General features: G+C 35.0%; 25 protein-coding genes. 14 read left to right on the top strand and 11 right to left on the bottom strand.

Annotated elements, in window-relative coordinates:
* Positions 1-22: 22 nt before the first annotated feature.
* From BKH41_RS03885 to BKH41_RS09775, 5 genes are read right to left on the bottom strand one after another with little or no spacing between them, the layout of a single operon-like run.
* A complete protein-coding gene (locus BKH41_RS03885; RefSeq protein ID WP_180762726.1) occupies positions 23-412 on the bottom strand; it encodes a DUF1353 domain-containing protein in 390 nt (129 codons plus the stop codon).
* Positions 405-953: a hypothetical protein gene (locus tag BKH41_RS03890; RefSeq protein WP_095297162.1), complete on the bottom strand. Its 549-nt coding sequence runs from the start codon at positions 951-953 to the stop codon at positions 405-407. The genes BKH41_RS03885 and BKH41_RS03890 overlap by 8 nt, the downstream gene beginning before the upstream one ends.
* Positions 950-1246 carry a GPW/gp25 family protein gene (locus BKH41_RS03895; RefSeq protein WP_095297164.1) on the bottom strand — a complete coding sequence of 99 codons (297 nt, stop codon included), beginning with the start codon at positions 1244-1246 and terminating at the stop codon, positions 950-952. The genes BKH41_RS03890 and BKH41_RS03895 overlap by 4 nt, the downstream gene beginning before the upstream one ends.
* Positions 1243-1764, bottom strand: a complete 522-nt coding sequence (locus tag BKH41_RS03900) for a phage baseplate assembly protein V (protein ID WP_180762727.1) — start codon at positions 1762-1764, stop codon at positions 1243-1245. The genes BKH41_RS03895 and BKH41_RS03900 overlap by 4 nt, the downstream gene beginning before the upstream one ends.
* 10 nt (positions 1765-1774) lie before the next feature.
* Entirely contained in the window at positions 1775-1969 is a 195-nt protein-coding gene (locus tag BKH41_RS09775) for a hypothetical protein (RefSeq protein WP_180762728.1), read from the bottom strand.
* A 1237-nt stretch (positions 1970-3206) separates the two neighbouring features.
* Here BKH41_RS09775 and BKH41_RS03905 point away from each other — a divergent pair.
* The 3 genes from BKH41_RS03905 (at position 3207) to BKH41_RS03915 (ending at position 7439) form a co-directional block, all read left to right on the top strand.
* Entirely contained in the window at positions 3207-3806 is a 600-nt protein-coding gene (locus BKH41_RS03905; protein WP_095297168.1) for a type II toxin-antitoxin system RelE/ParE family toxin, read from the top strand.
* Positions 3807-4657: 851 nt separating this feature from the next.
* Positions 4658-5101 carry a hypothetical protein gene (locus BKH41_RS03910; protein ID WP_095297170.1) on the top strand — a complete coding sequence of 148 codons (444 nt, stop codon included), beginning with the start codon at positions 4658-4660 and terminating at the stop codon, positions 5099-5101.
* A 673-nt stretch (positions 5102-5774) separates the two neighbouring features.
* Positions 5775-7439 (top strand): AAA domain-containing protein, encoded by a 1665-nt coding sequence (locus BKH41_RS03915; RefSeq protein WP_257875395.1) that lies wholly within the window; start codon positions 5775-5777, stop codon positions 7437-7439.
* 13 nt (positions 7440-7452) lie between these two features.
* On the opposite strand, the gene hypD is transcribed toward BKH41_RS03915, so the two are convergent.
* From hypD to pgeF, 5 genes are all read right to left on the bottom strand, one after another.
* A complete protein-coding gene (hypD, locus tag BKH41_RS03920) occupies positions 7453-8565 on the bottom strand; it encodes a hydrogenase formation protein HypD (RefSeq protein ID WP_095297174.1) in 1113 nt (370 codons plus the stop codon).
* Between the two features lie 3 nt (positions 8566-8568).
* Entirely contained in the window at positions 8569-9057 is a 489-nt protein-coding gene (locus BKH41_RS03925; protein ID WP_257875396.1) for a DUF2147 domain-containing protein, read from the bottom strand.
* Complete coding sequence (locus BKH41_RS03930) at positions 9054-9314, bottom strand: HypC/HybG/HupF family hydrogenase formation chaperone (protein WP_095297176.1); 261 nt, start codon at positions 9312-9314, stop codon at positions 9054-9056. The genes BKH41_RS03925 and BKH41_RS03930 overlap by 4 nt, the downstream gene beginning before the upstream one ends.
* 10 nt (positions 9315-9324) lie before the next feature.
* Positions 9325-10050, bottom strand: coding sequence for a hydrogenase nickel incorporation protein HypB (gene hypB, locus BKH41_RS03935; RefSeq protein WP_095297178.1), 726 nt, complete (start codon positions 10048-10050; stop codon positions 9325-9327).
* A 76-nt stretch (positions 10051-10126) separates the two neighbouring features.
* The gene (gene pgeF / locus BKH41_RS03940) at positions 10127-10885 is read right to left on the bottom strand and encodes a peptidoglycan editing factor PgeF (RefSeq protein WP_095297179.1); all 759 of its coding nucleotides are present in this window, start codon (positions 10883-10885) and stop codon (positions 10127-10129) included.
* A gap of 132 nt (positions 10886-11017) precedes the next feature.
* On the opposite strand from pgeF, the gene nrfH reads away from it, so the two are divergent.
* The 11 genes from nrfH to rplT all read left to right on the top strand — a co-directional run bounded on the left by nrfH (position 11018) and on the right by rplT (position 22678).
* A complete protein-coding gene (nrfH, locus tag BKH41_RS03945; protein ID WP_257875397.1) occupies positions 11018-11473 on the top strand; it encodes a cytochrome c nitrite reductase small subunit in 456 nt (151 codons plus the stop codon).
* Positions 11474-11490: 17 nt separating this feature from the next.
* Positions 11491-13317, top strand: coding sequence for an ammonia-forming cytochrome c nitrite reductase subunit c552 (locus tag BKH41_RS03950; protein ID WP_095297183.1), 1827 nt, complete (start codon positions 11491-11493; stop codon positions 13315-13317).
* A gap of 82 nt (positions 13318-13399) precedes the next feature.
* On the top strand, positions 13400-14494 hold the full coding sequence (locus tag BKH41_RS03955; protein ID WP_095297185.1) for a hypothetical protein: 1095 nt from the start codon (positions 13400-13402) through the stop codon (positions 14492-14494).
* Complete coding sequence (locus tag BKH41_RS03960) at positions 14481-14867, top strand: diacylglycerol kinase (protein WP_095297187.1); 387 nt, start codon at positions 14481-14483, stop codon at positions 14865-14867. The genes BKH41_RS03955 and BKH41_RS03960 overlap by 14 nt, the downstream gene beginning before the upstream one ends.
* Positions 14868-14943: 76 nt before the next feature.
* On the top strand, positions 14944-17433 hold the full coding sequence (gene gyrA / locus BKH41_RS03965; protein WP_095297189.1) for a DNA topoisomerase (ATP-hydrolyzing) subunit A: 2490 nt from the start codon (positions 14944-14946) through the stop codon (positions 17431-17433).
* A 32-nt stretch (positions 17434-17465) separates the two neighbouring features.
* Positions 17466-18098 (top strand): hypothetical protein, encoded by a 633-nt coding sequence (locus BKH41_RS03970; protein ID WP_143428698.1) that lies wholly within the window; start codon positions 17466-17468, stop codon positions 18096-18098.
* On the top strand, positions 18095-19420 hold the full coding sequence (locus BKH41_RS03975) for a sigma-54 dependent transcriptional regulator (RefSeq protein ID WP_095297192.1): 1326 nt from the start codon (positions 18095-18097) through the stop codon (positions 19418-19420). The genes BKH41_RS03970 and BKH41_RS03975 overlap by 4 nt, the downstream gene beginning before the upstream one ends.
* Before the next feature lie 279 nt (positions 19421-19699).
* Positions 19700-21511, top strand: coding sequence for a threonine--tRNA ligase (gene thrS, locus BKH41_RS03985; RefSeq protein WP_095297196.1), 1812 nt, complete (start codon positions 19700-19702; stop codon positions 21509-21511).
* Entirely contained in the window at positions 21508-22026 is a 519-nt protein-coding gene (infC, locus tag BKH41_RS03990) for a translation initiation factor IF-3 (protein WP_095297198.1), read from the top strand. The genes thrS and infC overlap by 4 nt, the downstream gene beginning before the upstream one ends.
* A 21-nt stretch (positions 22027-22047) precedes the next feature.
* The gene (rpmI, locus tag BKH41_RS03995; RefSeq protein WP_095297201.1) at positions 22048-22242 is read left to right on the top strand and encodes a 50S ribosomal protein L35; all 195 of its coding nucleotides are present in this window, start codon (positions 22048-22050) and stop codon (positions 22240-22242) included.
* 85 nt (positions 22243-22327) lie between these two features.
* The gene (gene rplT / locus BKH41_RS04000) at positions 22328-22678 is read left to right on the top strand and encodes a 50S ribosomal protein L20 (protein ID WP_095297203.1); all 351 of its coding nucleotides are present in this window, start codon (positions 22328-22330) and stop codon (positions 22676-22678) included.
* A 253-nt stretch (positions 22679-22931) separates the two neighbouring features.
* Here rplT and BKH41_RS04005 read toward each other — a convergent pair whose 3' ends face one another.
* Positions 22932-23483 (bottom strand): DUF4149 domain-containing protein, encoded by a 552-nt coding sequence (locus BKH41_RS04005; protein ID WP_095297205.1) that lies wholly within the window; start codon positions 23481-23483, stop codon positions 22932-22934.
* Positions 23484-23519: the final 36 nt, after the last annotated feature.

A 23519-nucleotide genomic window follows, 5' to 3' on the forward strand; every position in this document is an offset into this window, starting at 1 on the left:
TTTTTCTTATTCTACCTAAAATTTACTTCCATTTTAAAACCCACTGCTTGAGTTTTAACCAATACGCATATGTCCTTACACCTCCATATAACACAATTCGATGATAAGGACTGACCTTTTTAACTTTCATTGCCTCATTAAAAACCTTATCACAATAATCCCGATTCACTAGTCCTTTATGATAGAGTTCGCACAGATAATCGTGCAGGACTGCAGGCTTAGAATGTCTTCCAATGGGACTCACTAGAATTCTAAAAAGAAAGGGAACACTTGCAAAGTCTGATTCAAATCCTCTTGGGACTTTAATCACCTCATCGTTATTCTCTTCTCTATAATAATCAAACTCTTCTTTGATTAAAAGATTGCCGTTGTCTAGAATTTCGCCTTTTAGTGGCGTGGTAAAGCTACTCATTTTCATTCTCCTTGTCTGTTTGGTTATTTGGTTGGTTATCTGTATCCCTCTCCCTGCTTTCTTCTCTTTCTTTTTCTCTATTCTCTTGCACTTCTAATGCCTTTTGATGATAGATTTCAGGGTCTTTGAGTTCTTTGAGTGTGTTTTCTATTTCGGTTTCAAGAGCATTTATCAGCTGATTGTCTAGGTGGAGTCGTCTCTTTAGATGGTGGGGAATTCCATAGAGCTTATTGGATATTGTAATCGCAATATCTTCTAATTCTTTAGCAACTTTTTCAATGGAAATGAGTTCGCTAATCTTCTCTTGATATTGGATCTCTTTTAATTTTTTCTCAATCTTCTCTTTTTCTAAACGCACCTTACCTAAATCTGAACCCTCATCAACATTATCAGTCTTGTATTTAATATAGCTTTGAAAGTTTAAAGCAACATCCCAAGCATCTTTATCTTCTTTTTTAAAGACTTCAATCTTCTCTAATGAATAAATATGCCTTGTAGTAATGCCGATGAGTTCTCCGAGTTCTTTGGTTGAAACTATCATAGGACAACCTGATAGTCTGAATTGATAGAAATTATGAGTTTAGAATCTTCAAATCCAACTGCAATATTTTGAATATTAAGTCTTGGCTCATAGAGTCTGATTTGTTCTTGAACCTCTTCTGTGATGGCTAATCTTGTTTCAGGTGTGAGTGGTTTATCTATCCAATCATAAGAAAGCCCAAAGTTAGGATTTAATGGAATGGAGTATTTTTTAGTTTTAAAGATTCGATTTAGATTCTCATTAATCGAGAGTTTATAGTTATTATTGTTTTGTGTGTTGATTGTTTGATTCATAATATTGCCTTTACTTTATTTGAGCCTTGAGTATGGGGAGACCCTGTGAAAGGACAGATGCTTTGGGTTGTAATCACCCCACCTCCACCTGTATCTCCCAGATTGATAGAGTCTGCTTTAATATCTGCACTCTTGCATTCAATCTTCACATCATCGCTTTGAATTTGGGCTTGCTTGCAGTTAATTGTGATATTAGCCTTTGATTGGATTTCTAATGTATGGGAGCCAGAGTCATAGCTAAGGGTGGTGCCATCTTTGTAGGTGATAACTTCTTTATTTGCAGATAACTCAGGATTGGGTTTTGGAATGGAACCCATACACAAGAATAAATCCGACTCTTTAAAATGAAAAATTAAAGCGTTTTCACCAACTTGGGGAGGAATGAATTGAGATTTAAAAGGATTATTTGTGCTTAAATAAGTCATAAAATCGGTTTTAGTTCCAACGATATCCACTTTAACCTGATTGCCTTGCACTTGGGTAATGGGTGCAATGTAGATAGAGACTTCTCCAAACATAAGTCTTCCTTTAACTGATTTTGCCTGTGCCAGTCTGAGCAGTGGCAGATCCTGTGGTGGTAACCACAATCGTGCTTTGAGTAACAATGTGATTGATGATTTCTTTACAAAGCACTTCAATAAAAGCTTCATTCTCTTTTGTGGAGGCAAAGCCTTTGGCTTGGAGTGCTGTTTTAATTTGAGTGCTTAAGAGGGTGGGGTTCATTATTTATCCTGTCTGTTATTTGAAAAATTATAACATTTGGACTTATGAATAAGAGTAGTTAAAGTTAATGGATAGTAATAAATCAAGAAAATTATTAAAAATTATTGGCTATGTTTCATAAGGTATCATTCTTTTAAGTTATTTGAATGCCATATGAACTCTAAAAAACACCCATTTCATATAAAAATCAGGAATTTTTTAGATGAGTTTTTTTGAATTTGTCAAGTGTGAAAGTCTGTAATCAGGGTATTGTTTGCCTTATTGCTAAAACATTCAAACGCCGTTTAAATAACGTTTAAAGAGGTTTGAAACATTATAACTTTTAAAATATTAGTGGTTGTGTTTAAAATTGATTCAGAAGCTTTTTTAAAATTTGATTTCCATATGAATATGAACTGAACTTTTTTGAATCATAAGTCTGCTTTTTTCGGGGAGGGGCAACCGCAATAGATGGGGGTGGTCTAGGAAGGACCCGAATAGAGGGGGGATCCCCCTCTTCTTTAGGTTTAAAAGGAAAACACTAGAATAAGCTGAACAAAAATAAAATTTTAAAAAGGTACAAATTGAATGCTTTAAACAATAAAGGCTTAAATCTAAAAGAAAGAGGACTCTGTAATCTTATAAAACTATTCCTTAAGATAACCTAAAACATATTTGGTTTGTTCTTTATCTCTCTTAACTCTTTGATTAGAATCTTTTAGTCTTAGCTCTTTATTTGTTTTGATTTTCTTTTTTCTTATTTTCTTTCTAATTCAATATTTCAAGATTGAATTTTCATTGCAATTTCTTTATTATTTTTTTATGCAGTTTCTCTTTTGAAATCTTGATATTTTTAATGGCTATTTTTCTGCAGTTTAGGGTTACAAATAAGAGAAGATTGATGCAAAATCTTATATCTTAAAACAATGCAGTTTGATGATTAAATGACTAATAAAAACAAACTCTTAGGATTGTTCTATGTGGGATTAGAGAGATGAAGTGCAATTGTTGTGATTAATCGGTAATTAAGGGATATTACAACTATTATACTCAGCGGTAATTCAGCATTTCTTTCTTGAGAGTTTGTCGGAAAATGACTGCTAAAAATTAAGAGAAAAAGAGGGGGAAAATAGAGGGAATTATAAGAGGTAGATTCAGCGGTAATTAAGGTTTGGATATAGAATAGAATTATATATTTTAAGCTATAATTTATATGTTTAAAGATATAATTCTAGATCTTTAAGTCTAAGGATTAGGTTTGTGGGTTATTGAAACTTTAAATGAAAAAGTTGATAAAGAAATTGAAAAGCTTCCTCCTAAAATTAGGGCTAGATTTTTAAAGATTATCGGCTTATTAGAAATTGGAGGCAATTTAGTTAAAGAGCCACATGTTAAATCGTTTGGAGATGGACTTTTTGAAATCAGGGTTAAAAGCGAGGAGGGAATTGCTAGAGCATTCTTTACTTATGAAAAGGATAAGGTTATTATCATTTTTCAAGTTTTTATCAAAAAAGACCAAAAGACCCCAAAGAATAGAGTTAGAAAAAGCAAAAAAGATTTTAAAACGAATAAAGGAGTCAAAATGAATTTTGAAAAGTTAAAGCAAGAATCAATGAAAGACCCAGTATTTAAAGCTGAATGGGATAGATTGACGCCTTATTATAATTTACAACAACAACTTATCGAAGCTAGAATCAAAGCAAGGCTTACACAAGAAGAAATTGCCCAAAAGATGAAGGTAAGTCAAAGCGTCGTATCTAATTTTGAACGAAAAGAACTTGATTATCGCATTTCAACTTTAATCAAATATGCCGAAGCCTGTGGCAAGAAGCTTGAGATTAATTTTGTAGATAAGTGAATTACTTTATTAAAACCTCCGCCTATAAGTGAAACGACTCAACGGATGAGGTCCTTTATTGACTGCAAATTGATTCAAATTAGGAAAATAAAAAAATCAAAAGTCTGTATTTATGGGGGTTATAGGCGTGGGTTAGAATCCATATTTTAATTTATCGTCAAATTCAAAAAAATAAAATCCCCTTATTTAGGGAATTTTAAACATTTAGTGGCTTCTATACAAGGATTCGATTTGCGCCATCTAAAAAATAAATCACCTATTTAACGGCTTTACAAGATTTAGGAAAAAATCATTATTCCTAATGATACCTCTAAAACCACGTAATATAGGGATTTTAAGGCTTATCTAGGAAAAAATTAGGAAAAAAATAAATCTTAAAGCCTATTTTTTGGGATTTTAATCCTATGGAAAAGAATCCCGCCGAGGACACCAGAATTTCTTTCTTTTCATATTCTTTCATATTCAATTCCTATCTTTTATCATCTTTTAAATTCGTATTATTCGAACCTCGAGAATTATTTTTGATTGATTTTGGTCTTTTGCAGTATGCTGTTTATCTATTTTTAAATTGTTAAGTTGATTTTACTAAGAAAGATTTGAAATAAATTTCAAAAAAAATCAATTTTTTATTGACATACCCCCCCCCCCATCAAGATATACTAATAAGCGATTTAAATTATTTACTATTAATGGAGAGGTGATGTAGTTTTTAATTTTATTGGAATATTTTAAAAATAGGGTCAAGTAGATTGTTGTGGATCTTAATGAATATGAGGTATAGGAGCTTAAGTTGCTACATATGATAGAGGTTGATAGGGTTTATTGATTGATTTAATGAATGAAGGAAAAATATGAAAAAGACACTTTTATTTATTCTAGCTTTATTATTTGTGGCTTGTAGCAACGGGGGTGATAAAACAATTACGATTGATGGTTTTACAATCGGAGAAACAACAATCGCTGCATTTGAAAAATCAAGGTTTGGAAAATGTCTCAAGCCAGAAAAATTTTCTGCCCCTAACGCTCCTGATACAATAAAGATGTTTATTAATTATAGAAGTGGATGTTCCATAACAATACAGGATGTAGCAGTATTTAACGATATTGTTTTAACTTTTGATAACAATATTCTTCAAAAATTTTTTTTAGTTAATATGGACACTTGCAATGTGTCTGAATTAAAAAAATTCCTTGATACAAAATACAATAAAATTGAATCTGGAAATAATTTTATCACTTATGACAACGGAGCTGGTGTTTTAATCGATTTTGGAAACAACAAAGGATGCTTGTAAAATGCTTTATACTACAGAATCATTTGCCGATAAACTACCTGATCTTAATAGAAAAAATCAGAGAAAATTAATGGAAGGGCTTTAATTCAAAAGTCCCACGGAAGCTTGGAGCAATGAAAATCAACTAAAATGCATTCAATTTTAGTTATTGGCTGGTTCTATCTTTGCAAATACTTTAAGATTGTCTCTAGTGATAGGGAATGATACGTTCCATAGGGGGTTATGGTTCTATAAGCTATATTGCATTTTAATTCAAAGTTTTAAGCTTGAAATCTTTTAAGAGCAATTTGTTTTAAAATCACAAAAGAGCAAGATGCATTTAAAAAATACTTTTTCCTAAATTGCAGACTCAAAATCCTAAAATTCAGGAAAAAACTAAAGATAGGAGAATGGGAGGAATGAATTTTTAGAGCTTGCTAATTTTATAAACTATACAATAAAACCAAATGCTGCAAATGCTAAAACTGCGACTATTCTTGCAAAAATCGCCATTGTTAAAAATAATAATATGAAAAGAATTCTAGAGATTCCTAAAAATCAATCGCCAAATAAGATACCATACCAAATTAAGCTAAGAGAAATGGTATAAAAACTTTTATATAATTAGAAGATATCAAAATAAATCATTTTTCAGATGGAAAAACTTGAGTTACACAGAAAAGGTGCATTGTTTATGAAAGAAATCTTGGTGCGTTCGAGTCAAGTCTATTATCATTTTTTGGAAGAAAACGCTTTAGGATTGGAAGAGATAAAAATCCTTTCTTTTAGCCTCAATGATGAAGAGATTTCTTTTTCGCTTAAGGGGAAAGTTTTTAATCCTGAGAGTTTGATTTTAAGAATTGAAGATGAAGAATTTTTGGTTGGTGAAGAGGGGTTGGAGCAAAAATATTTTGATGAGCGAAGTAATAATTTATGCCTTTCTATTGATAAAAATATCCATCAAAAACTCACAAAAACCAAGAAAGAAAGAGTTTTTCTTTTTAGTGATTTGAAGTTTTTGGTTAAAAATGTGGAAAATTATTTTGAGACGATATCTGATTTAAACTTTCCAGATAGTTGTATTGGTATTGAGCCTATTATTTCAAAAGAACCTACTCTTGAGCAAGCATTAGCCATAAAAAATATTTTTTCTCACCCCTTGACATATGTTTGGGGACCTCCTGGAAGCGGAAAAACCCAAATTGTATTGTTCGAATCTCTTTTTAGCCTGATCCAAGCTGGCAAAAAAGTTTGTGTTTTGGCTCCTACGAATAACTCTTTAGAGCAAGTTTTAAAAACATTGATTAAAAAATTTGATGCATTGGAGCTTAATCGTGAAAAAATTTTGCGTTTAGGAATGCCTACAAGCGGATTTTTGAACACTTATATAGAGGTTTGCGATCCCAATATTCTCAAAAAATCTGCCCCTCAAAGTCTTTTTAGCTATGCTTTTAATTTTAAAGATAGGCTTAAAGAAGCTCTTGTTGTGGGGATGACTGTGGATGGATTTATCCGCAGATACAAAGCATTGGAAGTAAAATTTGATCATATATTTTTAGATGAATGTGCCTTTACACCCCTTATCAAGGCTTGTGCGCTGTGCGTGGATAATACGCCTTTGACTTTCTTGGGTGATCACAAGCAATTAAGCCCAATTTGTCAAATGCCTGAAATGCAAATTGCTCAAGAGGAAAATTTTTATGCAAATTTATGGAATCTTTCTGCACTCAATCTCGAAGAGTTTTTAATGAGTAAAAATTTTGAGAGAGAAAATCCTATTTTTTCCAAAAGCCAATATCAAGAAGTAGAGTTTAAAAATATATGCGTTATGAAATTGACCAAGACCCATCGATATGGAGATAATTTAGCAAGGATTTTGGACGGGCATATCTATAAAAATGGTCTTAGGGGAACCAAACTTCAGACCGAACTTTTTTATGTCGATAGCAAACGAGAACCTAAAGATAAAACTCATACCAGCATCAATGAGGCTAAGAATGCTTTGGAGTTGGTGCAGACATTTTGGGGGAGTGATTATGCAGTCTTAACCCCTTTTGTCAAACAAAGAAGGCAAATGATTGAAGTAGGAATCCCGCGTGAGAAAGTTTGGACAATTCACAGCTCTCAGGGACAAGAATTTGATACGGTGATTTTCTCTCCCGTCTGTTTGCATTATCATCTTACCAATTCTTCTAATATCAAGGCCTTATATGCTCTAAACGTAGCAATTAGCAGGATAAAAAAGCGACTTATTATCGTGTGTGATTATGATTTTTGGAAAAGCCAAAATGGGCAATTTATAAAAAATATTCTTGAGCTTTGCAGTCCTTTTGAAGCGATGACACCCCTACCTTTTTAGTAAAGTAATCAATTTATATTGTGCCATATTTATAATAAGCCGCACACGCACCCTCTGAGCTTACCATACAGCTTCCCATCGGATTTATAGGCGTGCAAGATTTTCCAAAAACCTTGCAATCATAAGGTTTGGCGACTCCTTTGAGAATATCCCCGCAACGACAGGCCTTGTTATCTTTTATCGGGGTTTTTGTTAAGAAAGAATCGAAAATAATTTCAGCATCAAATTGTTCGTATTCTTTTTTGAGTTTTAGAGCAGAATATGGAATGTTACCCAAACCTCTCCATTCAAAATTTTCCCTTCGAACCATTGTTTCTTCTACCATTGCTTGAGCTTTTAGATTTCCCTCCATATCAACGATACGAGAATATTGGATTTCTAGTTTTGGAGAATTTTGAAGGGCTTGATTGATGAGACGCAAAATGCTTTCCATCATATCCACAGGTTCAAAACCGCTCACAACGATAGGAATTTGATATTTTTCCAAGATAGGGCGGTAGATTTTGGCTCCTGTAATAACGCTTACGTGAGAGGGAGCTATGAGTGCGTTGATTTTACAATCTCTTGAGTCCAAAATTGCTTCTAGTGGAGGAGGAACTAAAACGTGATTGATATGAAAAAAGAGATTTTTAATTCCAGAATTTTTGGTTTGTTTTAATAAAGCTGCAGTCATTGGCGCGGTTGTTTCAAACCCAATTGCAAAATAAACCACTTTTTTATCTTGGTTTTTACGTGCGATTTCAAGGGCTTGGGTTGGTGAATAGATAAACCGAACGTCTTTTCCTTCTGATCTTGCATTTTGAAGACTTCCTTTTGAGCCTGGCACTTTAAGCATATCTCCAAGTGTCAATAAAATAGTATCTTCGATTGAAGCGATCTCATAAGCTTGATCAATTCGGTTTTTTGGCATAACACATACCGGACACCCCGGACCATGAACAAATGCAACATTTTCTGGGAGCAAGCCTGTAAGCCCATATTTCATTAATGTATGGGTATGCCCGCCACAAACTTCCATAATGTAGAGTTTTTTAGAAAGTTTTGAAGCGCTTTGAAAAATTTGTTTGGATAAGGCTAAAATTGTGTTTTTATCTCGAAATGAATCAATCAATATGGCATCGTTCATTTTTTATTCTTTAGGGATGGTTTTAAGCACTTCTTGGAAGGAAGGTTTTTGGGAAAGGTATTTTTGAGCTTCTTGTTCAGAAAGTTTTTTCCAAATCAAAGTCTCTCCCATCAGACCACTTTTATCGATACTCGCCCTAAGTTTTAGATCATCTTTTTCAAGCGTAATTTTGAGATAATATGTTTTTCCGTTGTCAAAATTGTAGATTTTACCATTTTTATAGGTATTTCCATCTCGAACCAAATCATAAACAAATACTGTCCCCTTATCAAATCTTTCTTTAAGTGCAGGATTTGGATTGTGAATGTCTTTTTTAGGTTTTGAACCATCTACATTGGCAAATCCATATGCATAATATTTTCCATTGTGCTTGAAAAATTCGACGATGGATTGTCTCCCGCTGTCTCCAATATGGGTTATATAAATCCCATTTAAATCTCCTGCCCAAGCCATTGCCATCAATAAGATAAAAATCCCCATTATTTTTTTCATTGTTTATATTCCTCATCAACATATTCTTCATCCATAGATTCTATCATTTGTTCATAGAGCTTGATGGATTCTAGGGCATCTTGTTCATTAATTTTGCTCATTACATAACCAATATGTAAAAGAACATATTCGCCTATCTCAACTTTTTCGTCCATTAAATCCAAACTTGCTTGACGTTGCACACCCATTGTTTCAAGCGTGACAGAGTTTTTACTTTCATCAATGGCGATGATTTTAGAGGGGATTGCCAAGCACATTGTGTTTCCTTTAAAAAGAATGTCGGGAATAATACCCTTGTTTTTTGTTGTTTATAATAAAATCTTTGAAAGTTTCTAGACTTTTTTTATCTTTAGAGCTAGTAAGAAAAATAGGTATTTCAGGTTTGAGTTTGGCCATATCTTCTTCTACTTGAGAGACTCTGAAACCAAAATAATCTATCATATCAGATTTGCTGATGACTACAGCATCTGCGCATAAAAACATCGTAGGATATTTAAGAACTTTATCATCTCCTTCAGGAACTGAAAGAAGGACAATATTAAGGGCGGCACCTAAGTCATAGCTTGCTGGACAAACTAAATTTCCTACATTTTCTATCACCAAATAATCTGCGTTTGAAAACGCTCCTTGAGTTTTGAGTTTTTCATATGCTTTCTCAACCATAGCTGCTTCAAGATGGCAAGCTTCACCTGTGGCGATTTGTTCGGCATATACTCCCTTTTTTATGAGTCTTTCAGCATCTCGATTGGTTTGCAAATCCCCCTCAACAACGCAGAATTTAAAATCTTCAAATTGAGAAAGATTTTCTAAAAGAGTCGTTTTTCCGCTTCCTGGAGAACTCATTAAGTTAATAACATAAAGCCCTTCATTCTTGTAATTTTCCCTTAATTCTTTGGCTTTCTGATCATTTTTGCTAAGAATTTTTTCCACGATTTGTATATTTTTTTTGCTTAGATTTGGATTATTGTTTAAGGAACTTTCCCTATTGTTCATTTTATTTCTCCTTTGGTTGGTTATTATGGGTTGGTCTGTGTTTCCTTATTATACTTTTTACATTTAAATGTTTGGATTATCTAAGAGCAGCAATAAGCCCAAATCTTCCTGTAATTCCCTCGCGTCGGTAGGAAAATAAATTTTTTTCACAACAAGTACAGGTGGGTAGAATTTCTGTTTGGGAAGGTTTGATTTGACAGCTTAAAAGTTCGTCTTGAAGCATTTTGATAAGATCAAGATTATATGTTACATCTTTTTGAATCAGATATTTTTTGGGAAAAGAAATCGCGAGTTCATTTCCAATTTCATAACAACATTTTCGGATCGAAGGACCGATAAAAATAAGCATATTCTCAACTTTCGCTTTGGGATTTTGCAAAATATGCGCAATTGTTTTGCTTACGATTCTTTTTTTAACCCCCTCTCTGCCGGCGTGAATGACTCCAAAAGTGTGAATTTTAGGTTCATAGACAAGTACAGGGTTGCAGTCTGCCACCATTGCCATACAAGCAAAGCTTTTTTCTGTGCAAACCATAGCATCTCCTTTTCCTACAAATCCTGATTTATGAGGCTGTTTGGAGACCTCTAAAATTTTGTCACTATGGATTTGATCCATCCAAAGAAGCATTTTGTTTGGAAAAAAGGTTTTACATACCATTTCTCTATTGAGAAGAACGGATGAGTCTTGATCTCTTGTATGATAGGCTAAGTTTAAGGTTTCATAGGGAGCTGTGCTAAAACCTCCGTGTTTTGAGGTGATGAAGAATTGAATATCTGTTTGCGCAAATAAGCGACTTTGTTCGCTGGAATAAAAAATTGCTTTTTCATTAACCATTTATTGATCCTTGTAAAATAGGCAAATTGATTTAGATCAAAATACAATTCTTATTTTAGCATTAAAATAAGCAGTGCAAATCACTAATAAGGAGAGTTTTTGAAAATAAGTAAGCCAAAAACTTCATCTCTTTTGGTTATCGTGGCAGTGTTTGTGGTTGTAGTAGGATTAGGGGGAGCGTTTTATACTTTTTATAACGCTAAAGGTTTTTCTTATTTGAGTAGCAATTCTGCTGCCTGCAATAACTGTCATGTGATGAATGAGGTGTATGATGATTGGAATAAGAGTTCTCATAGAGAAGTTGCAACTTGTAGTGATTGCCATTTGCCTCACGAGTTTATTCGCAAATGGATAGCAAAAGCTCAAAGCGGTATAGGTCACGCCTATGCTTTCACTTTTGATAAAAATCTGCCGATGCATTTTAGTGCATCTAAAAAAACTCAAGAGATTGTGCAAGAAAACTGCATTAATTGCCATTTGCCATACGTGCAAAATGTTGTGAATCCAACCTTGCGACCCGAACACCAAGATAAATCTTTGAAGTGTGTTTCTTGTCATCAGGGTGTGGGTCATTCGCGTGGATTTTAAAGTTCTAGGAGGAGATAATGAGAAATAAGATATTGTGGGCTGTGATTGTTGTGGGTATTTTGATAGGGGGAGGTATTTTTTGGTTGAATTCTGACATTACGCACAAAAAATATGAGACTTCAGGCATTAAAACAAGTCCGATGATGCAGTTGAGTGATAATGATCCCAGATTTGAAACTTGGGGCAAATATTTTCCGGATTATTTGGATATGTATTTGAGTATTGAAAAATCAAAACCAAAACCTACAGATTTTGGGGGGAATCTTTCTTATAGTAAGCTAATAAGATATCCTCAATTAACCGTGCTTTGGGCAGGCTATGCCTTTAGTGCGGATTTTAATGAGGAGAGGGGGCATTTTTATGCACAAAATGATCAGATGAGTACAGCTAGAAATCACAAGGATTTCTTGAATTCTTGGGGTTTGAAAGCATTTAATGGTCAGCCCACTGCTTGTATGAATTGCCATAGCGGTTGGGTTCCTTGGCTCTATAAGAATGTTGCTAAAAATGATTGGGTTGTTTTTAATACGACACAATATTGGACAATGATTAAAAATGTTCCTGTAATGGATGGTCAAGCTCCTGATAGCGAAGCCCATAGAGGACTTCACGGGGGAACAAAAATGGGATTGACTTGTGCAGATTGCCATAATCCTGATGATATGAGTTTAAGAATTACGCGTCCTGCAGCTATTAAAGCAATGATTGTCAGGGGTTATCAGCCTGATCCAGTTGCAGGTATCAAAGCCAGCAGACAGGAAATGAGAACTTTGGTTTGCTCTCAATGCCACGTGGAATATTATTTTCGCCCTACAGGAGAGAAAGTAACTGTTATGGGTGAAAGCATTTCAAAAGATCCTAATGCAAAATGGTGGAATGGTACTCAAAAAACTTATGAAGAGACTGATATTTGGAGAAATGGTAATAAACCTATTGAGATTTCTGCTGATGGGATTGAGCTTACATTCCCTTGGGGAGAGTGGAAAAAAGGTAAGCCTTTCAGGATTGAAATGTTAGATGATTACTATGATAAAATCAGCAATATTTTTCCTTCTGATTGGGTTCATAGAGATACTAAGGCTCCAATGCTTAAAATACAACATCCTGAATCTGAGATGTATAGTGGGGGCGTGCATGCTGCTAATGGTGTCAGTTGTGCAGATTGTCATATGCCTTATATTCGCAAAGGCTCTAAAAAAATCACCCAGCATAATCTTATCTCACCGCTTGATGATATCAATAGCTCTTGTAAAAGTTGCCACACCCAATCAGAGGATTATTTAAGGAATCAGGTTTATACCATTCAAAATTCTGTTGCCTTTGATCTTAGGAGTGCAGAATATGCTATCGTGAGCTTGATTGCAGATATCAAATATATGAGAGATCAATTGGGCAAAATAAGCACTTATCAAACAGATGGTAAGCCTGATGATGCCAAGATTTCAAAAGCGCTTGGAAAGATTTTGGAATTGCATAGAAAATCTCAAATGCGAGCTGATTTTGTAAATGCTGAAAATTCTGGAGGCTTCCATAATCCAAAAGAAGCTGCTAGAGTCACACTTCAAGCTGTAGATATGGCAAGAAGCGCTCAAACTTTACTTGCTGAAGTGGCAGCTCAAAATCATATTCCGTTTAAGGCATCGAGTTTGGGCTTCAAAGATATGCAAAAACTCAATCCAGGTGAGCTTAAATGGAAAGCAGATGTAAATGGGCATAAAAAAGGCGATAGATATTATGATGAAAAAGATGTCAATATTGATCCTCCAAAAGATCTAATCAAACTAGATGAAGAGATCAATCCTTACAACTACAAAGTTTTGGACAAAAATATCACAACACATTGATTTACATCCTCTCTTTTAAAGGGAGGATTATTTCTTATTTTGCTATAATTTTCAAAATTCTGAAAATTTAAGGATATTTTTTATGTTTAGCAAAAAGCTTGTGGTTATTTTGTTATTATTGGGAGCTTTAGTAATTGTCGCACTTTTAGGGATTAGTTATAAATTGGGTTCAAAAGTCAGAATTGAACTTCAGACTGCTCTCAATGATTATCTTGAGAGAATGGTTAGAGATTATGCTTCTGATGATAAGCCTTTGTCGGTTAAATATGATTCTTTTGTATGTAGCGGTATGAGTAGCTATAAATGTGTAAGCAAACACGTTGCTCTTATCAATACCTCCACCCATCAAGAACTTATGGGAATTTCTAATCTTACTTTAAATATTGATGATATCGGAACCGGTTCTGTTCAAGTTTCTTTAAAATCTCCAAGTTTGTCTTTTGAAGGTTTTGATAAGATGATTCAAGAGAGTCAAAATAAAGAGACAATCAGTATTTATGAAGCTTTTAAACCTGTTTCTTTTGAGTGTAGTGAAAAAGACAAGATGACAGATAAATACGCCGGTGAAATTACTTCGCATAATCAATGCAGGATTATAGCTGGGAATACACAGTATCATTATAGCCTCTATGGCAGGATTAAAAGCCCTAATTTTGCAGATAAAACCATTTTAAATGCAATGATTTCTTATTATTCTAAGTTTGGATTTCCAGAGAAAATAAGCGAAGAAATTAGCGATTTTGAATTTGCTGTTGATGAAATTTCTTTTTCTTTGGCTTCAACGGGGCTTAAAGATATTTTATACCCTATTTTTGAGGCAGATTACCAATCTCGTAAGCCACAGCCTAAAGCTCCATTTAATGATCAACTTTATGAGAAAGCTCTTGGCGATCTTAAAAATTTCATCGGTTTTGGTCTTGCAATAAGCGGTTTGCTTGAAAATCCCTATCAAGAAGCTTTAAGAGAGTTTATAGAAGGCATACAGACTATGGCGATGGGTAAAGCTTCTAAAGTTAGACTAGCTTTGGTTCCTAAGCAAACGCCCGCACCTTATTTTAAAATTCAACCAACGACTATTTTAAATCTTGATCGAACCGGCACTCGCCAAAGAATTTTTGCAAAAATTCTTAATAATTATAATTTAATTGCCAATACCGTTTTGAATGAAAAAAAATAGAAATGATAAAAAAGGCAAAAAAGGCTTTGTCAGAATTTTAAATGCATTTTTTTATTCCAAAGATGGCATTCAGGCAGCTTGGATTGATGAAGCAGCTTTTAGGCAAGTTTTTATTTTAGCTGTTTTGTGCGCAATTCTTGCATTTTTTATTGTTGATACGTGGCTGGAATATGTAGTGCTTATTTTACCTTGCGTGATTTCAATTTTAATCGAATTATTAAATAGTGCTATTGAGAATGCTATTGATTTTGTGAGCCTAAAGACGCATCCTCTGGCGAAAAAAGCCAAAGATATGGGAAGCGCTGCTCAATTGATTGCTTTGTTTTTTTGGTTTATGGTTTGGGGTAGTTTTTTATGGATGCGCTATTTTTAACAGATTAAACCCAAGTCCCCTTTTTAAGCAAAAATAAGTTAAAATATAGGGTTAATTAGAATAATTTGGAGCAATAATGGATAATTTATTGGATAATACAAGCGTTGTGGATATAAAAATTGATGATTCCATTAAGGAAAGCTATCTTGATTACTCAATGAGTGTCATTATCGGGAGAGCGCTTCCAGATGCTAAAGATGGGCTTAAGCCTGTTCATCGAAGAATTCTTTATGCGATGAGTGAGCTTGGATTGACCTCTAGAGTTGCTTATAAAAAGAGTGCGAGGATTGTTGGTGATGTGATTGGTAAATATCACCCTCACGGGGATACCGCTGTTTATGATGCACTTGTGAGAATGGCGCAAGATTTTTCGATGCGGCTTGAACTTGTTGATGGGCAAGGAAACTTTGGTTCCATTGATGGAGATAATGCTGCAGCAATGCGATATACTGAAGCAAGAATGACACAAGCAAGCGAAGAGATTTTAAAAGACATCGATAAAGATACGGTTGATTTTGTTCCAAATTATGATGATACACTCAAAGAGCCTGATGTGCTTCCTAGTCGGATTCCTAATCTTTTAGTAAATGGTTCAAGCGGTATTGCTGTAGGTATGGCAACTTCCATTCCCCCTCACAGGATAGATGAAATTGTAAGTGCTTTGATTTATGTGATCGATACCCCCGATGCTTCTTTGGAAGAACTGATGAATATTGTTGCAGGACCTGATTTTCCTACAGGAGGGACAATTTATGGAAAGCAAGGAATTATAGACGCTTATCGCACAGGAAGAGGAAGAATTAGGGTTCGTGCAAAAGTCCATATTGAAAAGACAAAAACCAAAGATATTATCGTGATTGATGAAGTGCCTTATCAGACAAATAAAGCTAAATTAGTCGAGCAAATCAGCGAACTTGCCAAAGATAAAATTATTGAAGGTATTTCTGAAGTCAGAGATGAATCTGATCGTGAGGGAATTCGCGTAGTTATTGAACTCAAAAAAGAGGCAATGAGCGAGATTGTTTTAAATCATTTGTATAAATCCACTACGATGGAAACGACTTTTGGCATCATTCTTTTGGCTATCAATAATAAAGAGCCAAAAATATTCAATCTTTTAGAGCTGCTTAATTTATTCATTTCTCATCGAAAGACCGTTGTCATTCGCAGAACGATTTTTGAACTTGAAAAAGCCAAAGCTAGAGCACATATTTTAGAAGGACTTAGAATTGCACTTGATCATATTGAAGAGGTGATCAAGCTTATCCGTGCGAGCAAAGATACTGAAGAGGCCAAAAGTGGTTTGATGGAAAAATTCGGACTCAGCGAGCTTCAAAGCAAGGCTATTTTAGAAATGAGACTTCAAAGACTTACTGGATTGGAGCGTGATAAAATTGAACAAGAATACGCTGAATTACTTGCTTTGATTGAGAGTCTCAATGCCATTTTAAAAAGCGAAGATGAATTAAAGCGGATCATTAAAGAAGAGTTACTTGAGATTCAAGAAAAATTTAGTTCTCCCCGCAAAACACAAATCGAAGAGGATTATGATGCAATTGATATTGAGGATTTGATTCCCAATGAGCCGGTTGTAGTGACAATGAGCCATCGTGGCTATGTCAAACGTGTCCAGCTTAAGACTTATGAAAAGCAAAATCGTGGAGGTAAGGGAAAAATATCGGGCAATACTCACGAAGATGATTTTATAGAATCTTTCTTTGTGGCTAATACGCACGATACGATTATGTTTATCACCGATAAAGGACAGCTTTATTGGCTTAAAGTCTATCGAATTCCTGAAGCTGGAAGAACTGCTATTGGCAAGGCGGTTGTAAATCTTATCAATTTGCAACCTGAAGAAAAGATTATGGCTACGATTACCACGACGGATTTTAATCAGGATAAATCTTTAGTATTCTTTACGAAAAATGGTATCGTAAAGCGGACTAATTTGAGTGAATATAGCAATATCAGAAGTGTTGGTGTTCGAGCGATTAATTTGGATGATGGCGATGAGCTTGTAACTGCAAAAATTATTGATAAAAATGTTAAAGAGCTTTTTATTGCGACTTATCAAGGTATGTGTATTCGATTTGGAATTGATGATATTCGTGAAATTGGACGGGTAAGCAGAGGAGTTACAGGCATTCGTTTCAAGGCGAATGAAGATTTTGTAATCGGAGCGACTACGATTACAAGCGAGACAGACAAGCTTTTGACCGTGAGTGAAAAAGGCATAGGAAAACAAACTTTAGCCGGTGCTTATCGTCTGCAGAGCAGGGGAGGTAAGGGCGTGATTGTTATGAAACTTACTCCTAAGACGGGCAAGCTTGTAAGCGTAGTGAATGTGGATGATGAAAATATGGATTTAATGGTGCTTACAACCAGCGGCAAGATGATACGTGTTGCCATAGAAGCCATCAAAGAGGCAGGTAGAAATACCAGCGGTGTAAAAATTATCGATGTAGCGGGTGAAAAGGTTGCTTATGTGAGTCGTTGCCCTAAAGAAGACATTGAAGAAGACCAAGAGCAAAACGAAAATGAGGGTGGTTTAGATATAGAGTGAAAATCCTGTTTTTTTTGAGTTTGGGGGTATTATTGACGAACATATATGCTTATGATTTAGAGACTTGGAAGAAGAATCCGCCAGCACTTGCCCCTGCGCCTTTTCTTGAGATTCCATCAGAATTGAGTATCCCAAATGGAACCGAACCTTTTACCCCTCCATTTCTCCCACCTGCAAGAAATGATAAATTTTTTTATGATCCTATTTTTAGTATCTTGCCTCAAGTTCTTCCAAGCGATCTGCCTTCGCCAGATGCTTTTTTAGAAAAAAATGAAGGACCTAAAAAAAAAGAATTTTTAATTTCTTATAAATTATACGTCAAAGATGGAGTGGCACAAGGGGAGCGTTATGGCATTTCAGAACCCATTAAGACGCGTGTGGGAAGTGGAAAATATATTTTTGATTATCAATGCAGGATAGATGTTTTTGAAGGCGATATTTTAGGAGACGATCAAGCTGATTATGCCTTAAAGATCATTTTGGAGCATCAAAAAGAAGCCGTGCTTGAGTGTTTATATAAAAGTGGCGTGCAAGTTCGCGATGATACTTTTGGAAACAATTTCGCCTTAAGTGCTAAAACTACTCTTACGCTTCCGGCCAAAACCGTGCAGGCGTATTTGGATAATAGTTTTTTAATTTTAGAAGTTTGGAAGGAGAGGAAATGAAGATTGCTATTGTTGAAGATGATATCAATATGCGCAAAAGCCTAGAGCTTTTTTTTAGTGATAACAAAGATTTAGAAATTATAAGTTTTAAGAGTCCTAAAGATGCACTGAAAAACCTTGATGAAAGTTTTGATTTAGTGATTACAGATATCAATATGCCGCAGATGGATGGTTTGGAGTTTTTAAGATTACTTGAAGGACGTTATGAGGCGATTGTGATTACTGGTAATGCAACTTTAAATAAGGCAATTGATTCGATTCGGCTAGGCGTAAAAGATTTTTTTCAAAAACCTTTTAAGCCCGAACTTTTACTTGAAGCAATCTATCGGACAAAAAAATTTATAGAGTTTCAGAAAGTTCATCGTACGCCGTCTTCAAAGACTATTAAAGCCAAAAGTCCAACGGAGCAAAAACATTTTTTTGTCGCCACTTCTAAAGCATTGGAAGTGGTTCAAAAAACTGCTCAAAAGGTAGCTTCTACTGATGCAAGCGTATTGCTTTTGGGGCAGAGCGGGGTAGGAAAGGAAGTGTTTGCAAATTTTATCCATACCCATTCACCTCGTGCGCATTTTCCTTTTGTCGCAATCAATATGGCTGCCATTCCCGAACATTTGCTTGAATCTGAACTTTTTGGCTATGAAAAAGGTGCTTTTACTGATGCAACGGCCTCTAAAGCAGGGCTTTTTGAGAGTGCCAATGGTGGGAGTGTGTTTTTAGATGAGATAGGTGAAATGCCTTTAGGGTTGCAAAGTAAGCTTTTGCGAGCCGTTCAAGAAAAAGAAATTATGCGTTTGGGGGGCAATAAGGTCATTAAAATTGATGTGAGATTTATTTCTGCGACCAATGCAGATATTAAAAAGAAAGTTGCAGCCGGAGAGTTTCGGGAGGATTTATTTTTCAGACTTCAGACTATTCCTATTTGTATCCCTTCTCTAAAGGAAAGGAAAGAAGAGATTCTTCCACTTGCAGAATGGAAGTTGGATTGTGTATTGCAAGAATATGGCTTTGAACCTAAAACCTTTTCTGAAGGTGCTAAAAAGAAAATGTTAGATTATGAATGGTATGGGAATATTAGAGAGTTGCTTTCTGTTGTTGAACGCGCAACGATTTTGAGTGAAGGAGATTGCATAAAAGAGGAAGATTTATTTTTGGAAAGCAGGAGTCCTAAAGAAAATGTTTCTAAGATAGCTGTTCTTGAAAGCGAACTCATTCAAGAAGTTTGCAGGGATTGCGGGGGGGATTTGAACAGGAGTGCAGAAGTACTTGGAATGAAACCTGATGTTTTGAAACACAAGATTGCTAAATACAATCTTGTGTTTTAGAAATGTTTTTCAAAATAATGTTTGGATATAATTTAGGATAAAATTGGAATGGTGAGATGAATCGTTTTTTAATATTTTTTAGCATTATTTTATTTATGTATGGGTGTTTAAAACCTATGGAGGAGCCTCAAGCTGAAAAAATAGATTCTGAGGTGGAATGTGGTTTTGGGTCGAGTGGTTGTTGATTTTAATAAAAAGCATATTTAATTTATGTTATAATTACGCTTTTTTGTAGAGTTTATAACGCCATAAATCCGGTTAATTAAAGGTAGTTTTTATATGTCAGAGGTTATTGGCATCAGACATAACGATGAAATTCTTGATATTCAAACGGCTCAGAGTCGCTGTATTTGGGGTGAGGAAATTCATTTTGATAATTCAAGTGAGGCGCTTGAGATTATTAGGCATTCTTGTGCGCATTTAATGGCTCAAGCCATTAAAGAACTTTATCCAGATGCCAAATTTTTTGTAGGTCCGGTTGTGGAAGAGGGGTTTTATTATGATTTTAAAACCTGTGCAAAAATTGGCGAGGAAGATTTAGCAGTTATCGAAAAGAAAATGAAAGAGATTGCCAAAAAAGGCTTTCCTATCACTAAAGAAGTGATGACCCGCGAAGAAGCGATGAAAAAATTCGCAGGTGATGAACTCAAACAAGCTGTGATGGCAAAAATTCAAGGCGATAGCTTTGGAGTGTATAAACAGGGAGATTTTGAGGATTTGTGTCGCGGTCCTCATCTTCCTAACACAAAACTTTTACATAGCTTTAAACTCACTAAACTTGCAGGGGCTTATTTGGGGGGTGATGAACAGGCGGAGATGCTGACTCGAATTTATGGGATTGCATTTGCGGATAAGGAAAGTTTGAATGCCTATATCAATCAATTAGAAGAGGCAAAAAAACGCGATCATCGGAAGCTTGGATTAGAAATGGGTCTTTTTGCATTTGATGAAGAGATTGGGGCGGGACTTCCAATTTGGCTTCCTAAAGGTGCGCGTTTGCGCAGAAGAATTGAGGAGCTTTTGACAAAAGCTTTGATTGTGCGTCAATATGAGCCTGTAAGGGGTCCAGAGATTTTAAAGAGTAGCGTTTGGAAAATCAGCGGGCATTATGATAACTACAAAGAAAATATGTATTTCACGACAATTGATGATGTCGAATATGGTATCAAACCAATGAATTGCGTAGGTCATATCAAAGTTTATCAAAGCTCTCAAAGAAGCTACAGGGACTTGCCTCTTCGATTTTATGAATATGGGGTTGTCCATCGCCACGAGAAAAGTGGTGTTTTACACGGACTTTTAAGGGTTCGTGAATTTACCCAAGATGATGCACATATTTTTTGCCGGCCTACTCAAATAAAAGATGAAGTTAGCAATATCATTGATTTTACCCGTAAGATTATGGAAGCCTTTGGATTTTGTTATGAAATGGAGCTTTCTACCCGACCTGTTAAGTCAATCGGTAGCGATGATGTTTGGCAGACTGCGACAAATGCTCTTAAAGAAGCTTTAGAGAGTAATGGTATTGCATATCGTACAGATGAGGGCGGAGGTGCTTTTTACGGACCTAAGATTGATATTAAAATTACTGATGCCATTGGGAGAAAATGGCAGTGCGGGACAATTCAAATAGATATGAACTTACCTGAAAGGTTTGAGCTTAAATATACTGATGAAAATAATGCTTATGCACAACCAGTGATGATTCATCGAGCAATTTTAGGTTCTTTTGAACGTTTTGTGGCAATTTTGACCGAGCATTTTGGCGGTGAATTCCCTTTCTTTATCGCACCCACACAAGTCATACTCATACCGATTTCAGAAGAGCAGCTTACCTATGCTTTAGAAATCAAAGAACAGCTTTTGAACATAGGGGCGTATGCAGAGGTAATGGATAAAAATGAGACTTTAAATAAACGCATACGTAACGCTGAAAAACAAAGAGTGCCGATGATAGCCATTATCGGCGAAAAAGAAATGGCAAGCAAAACTTTGGCCATTCGCGACAGAAGATCAAAAACCCAATATGAACTAAATAAAGAGGAGTTTTTTAATATGGTAGAAATTAAAATAAAAGAGGTTAGCTTTTGAGTAAAGAAGAAGTATTGTTAAACGAAGAAATCAGTTTTCCAGAGGTTAGATGTGTAGGAGATGAGGGGGAAGTATTTGGTATTATTTCTTCATCTGAAGCTCAAAAAATTGCCAATTCTAAGGGGTTGGATTTAGTGCTTATTTCTCCCAATGCAAAACCTCCGGTGTGTAAAGTAATGGATTATGGAAAATATCGTTATCAAACTGAGAAAAAACTCAAAGAGGCCAAAAAAAAGCAAAAACAAATAGAGGTTAAAGAAATAAAACTCTCTACCCAAATAGCTCAAAATGATATTAATTATAAAGTCAAACACGCTAGAGAATTTATCGAAGAAAGCAAACACGTTAAATTTAAAGTTGTTTTAAAAGGACGTGAAAGTAATGATCCTAAGGCTGGTTTGAGTGTCTTGGAGCGGGTTTGCGCAATGATTGAAGATATTGCCACACCTGAAAAAGAGCCAAAAACAGAAGGTAGATATGTTTCGTGGCTTTTTGTGCCTAAGAAAAGTAAATAATCTTATGAAAGGAGAATAGCAATGCCAAAGATGAAAACAAATCGCGGTGCGCTCAAGCGTTTTAAAATCAAGAAAAACCTTATCAAGCGTGGCGGTGCTTTTAAAAGTCATATTTTGACCAAAAAAAGCCCCAAACGAAAAGCTGGTATCAATGCGCCCCATTATGTTCATAGCGCGAATATGGACTCTGTCAAAGCAATGCTTTGTAAGGCTTAAGCAGACAGAAATTAGTGGCTCCCCTCAATAAAAAGGGAAAGTTTAGTCATAAGACTACACCTATAAATTAGGTTAAGGAGAAAATATGAGAGTAAAAACAGGTGTCGTTAGAAGAAGAAGACATAAAAAAATTTTAAAACTTGCGAGAGGTTTTTATAGCGGCAGGCGAAAGCATTTTAGAAAAGCAAAAGAACAGCTTGAAAGAAGTATGTATTATGCTTTCAGAGATCGCAAACAGAAAAAAAGAGATTTTAGGAGTTTGTGGATTGTAAGAATTAATGCTGCGTGCCGAATTAATGGTATTAGTTATTCAAAATTTATGCACGGTTTAAAATTAGCAAACATTGATTTGGATAGAAAAATTCTTGCCGATATGGCGATGAATGATCCAAATGCGTTTGCAAAAGTTGCAGAGAGTGCCAAAAAATCTTTTTAATTCTGTTGTCTTAAAGTGATGATGGGTTCATCGCTTTAAGATTGCTTTGTTTGCTTCGTATAGCTTCTATTGATTCTTTATAGTTGATTTTTAAAAATATCTTTCTACCCATATCTTTATCAATTTTATCCCTGCAAAAATTCAAAGCATTTCAGAATAAGTTTTGCAATCAAGAAAATCTTGACTTGATTTTATCTTTTAGAATAGTGGTTATTTTTCCAATGAAGTTTAGACTAAACCCCTTAGGTTTGTCTTAGGCAGACTTTTTTCGGGATACCTTAGGAGTTGTTTTAGGCGTTTTATGAGCGGGCTTGGAAGATAAAAGAACGATTCGTGAGAGAAAAGAAATACTAAGAGTTACTAGAAGGATTTTAAACAAATATTCGCTTTGAGTGTGCATATTTTCAAATTCTGGAGTCGCTGTGTAGGCTGCACCCATATTTTGAGCTTCAAGGATATTGGGCGTATAATAAAGGGTAAAAATAAATATCAGTGCAACACTCAAAGCATTTAATCCCAAAAGAAAGATTGAAGATTTGAAAGAAGATTTAAAGACTAAAAGCTCATAGATAATGATAATAATGGCAGTATAATTCAATAATTTATCATTGAGTTTGATAAAAATTTGCGTCATTAAAATTCCTGAATCATATTGGGTAATACCCAGATCAGGCAAAAAGGAATAGGCGTTAAAAATAATGGGTGCCACAATGACTCCCGAAACGATTATCGCACCAATCCCTAAGCCTATAAGCCAAAGATAAAGAGCATTAATGATATGCACAACAGAAGCTAGCTTATTCATTTATTCTCCTGTAAAAATATGTATAATAATACCAAA

Source organism: Helicobacter sp. 12S02232-10, assembly GCF_002272895.1.
In the GTDB taxonomy this organism is placed as follows: Bacteria; Campylobacterota; Campylobacteria; order Campylobacterales; family Helicobacteraceae; genus Helicobacter_J.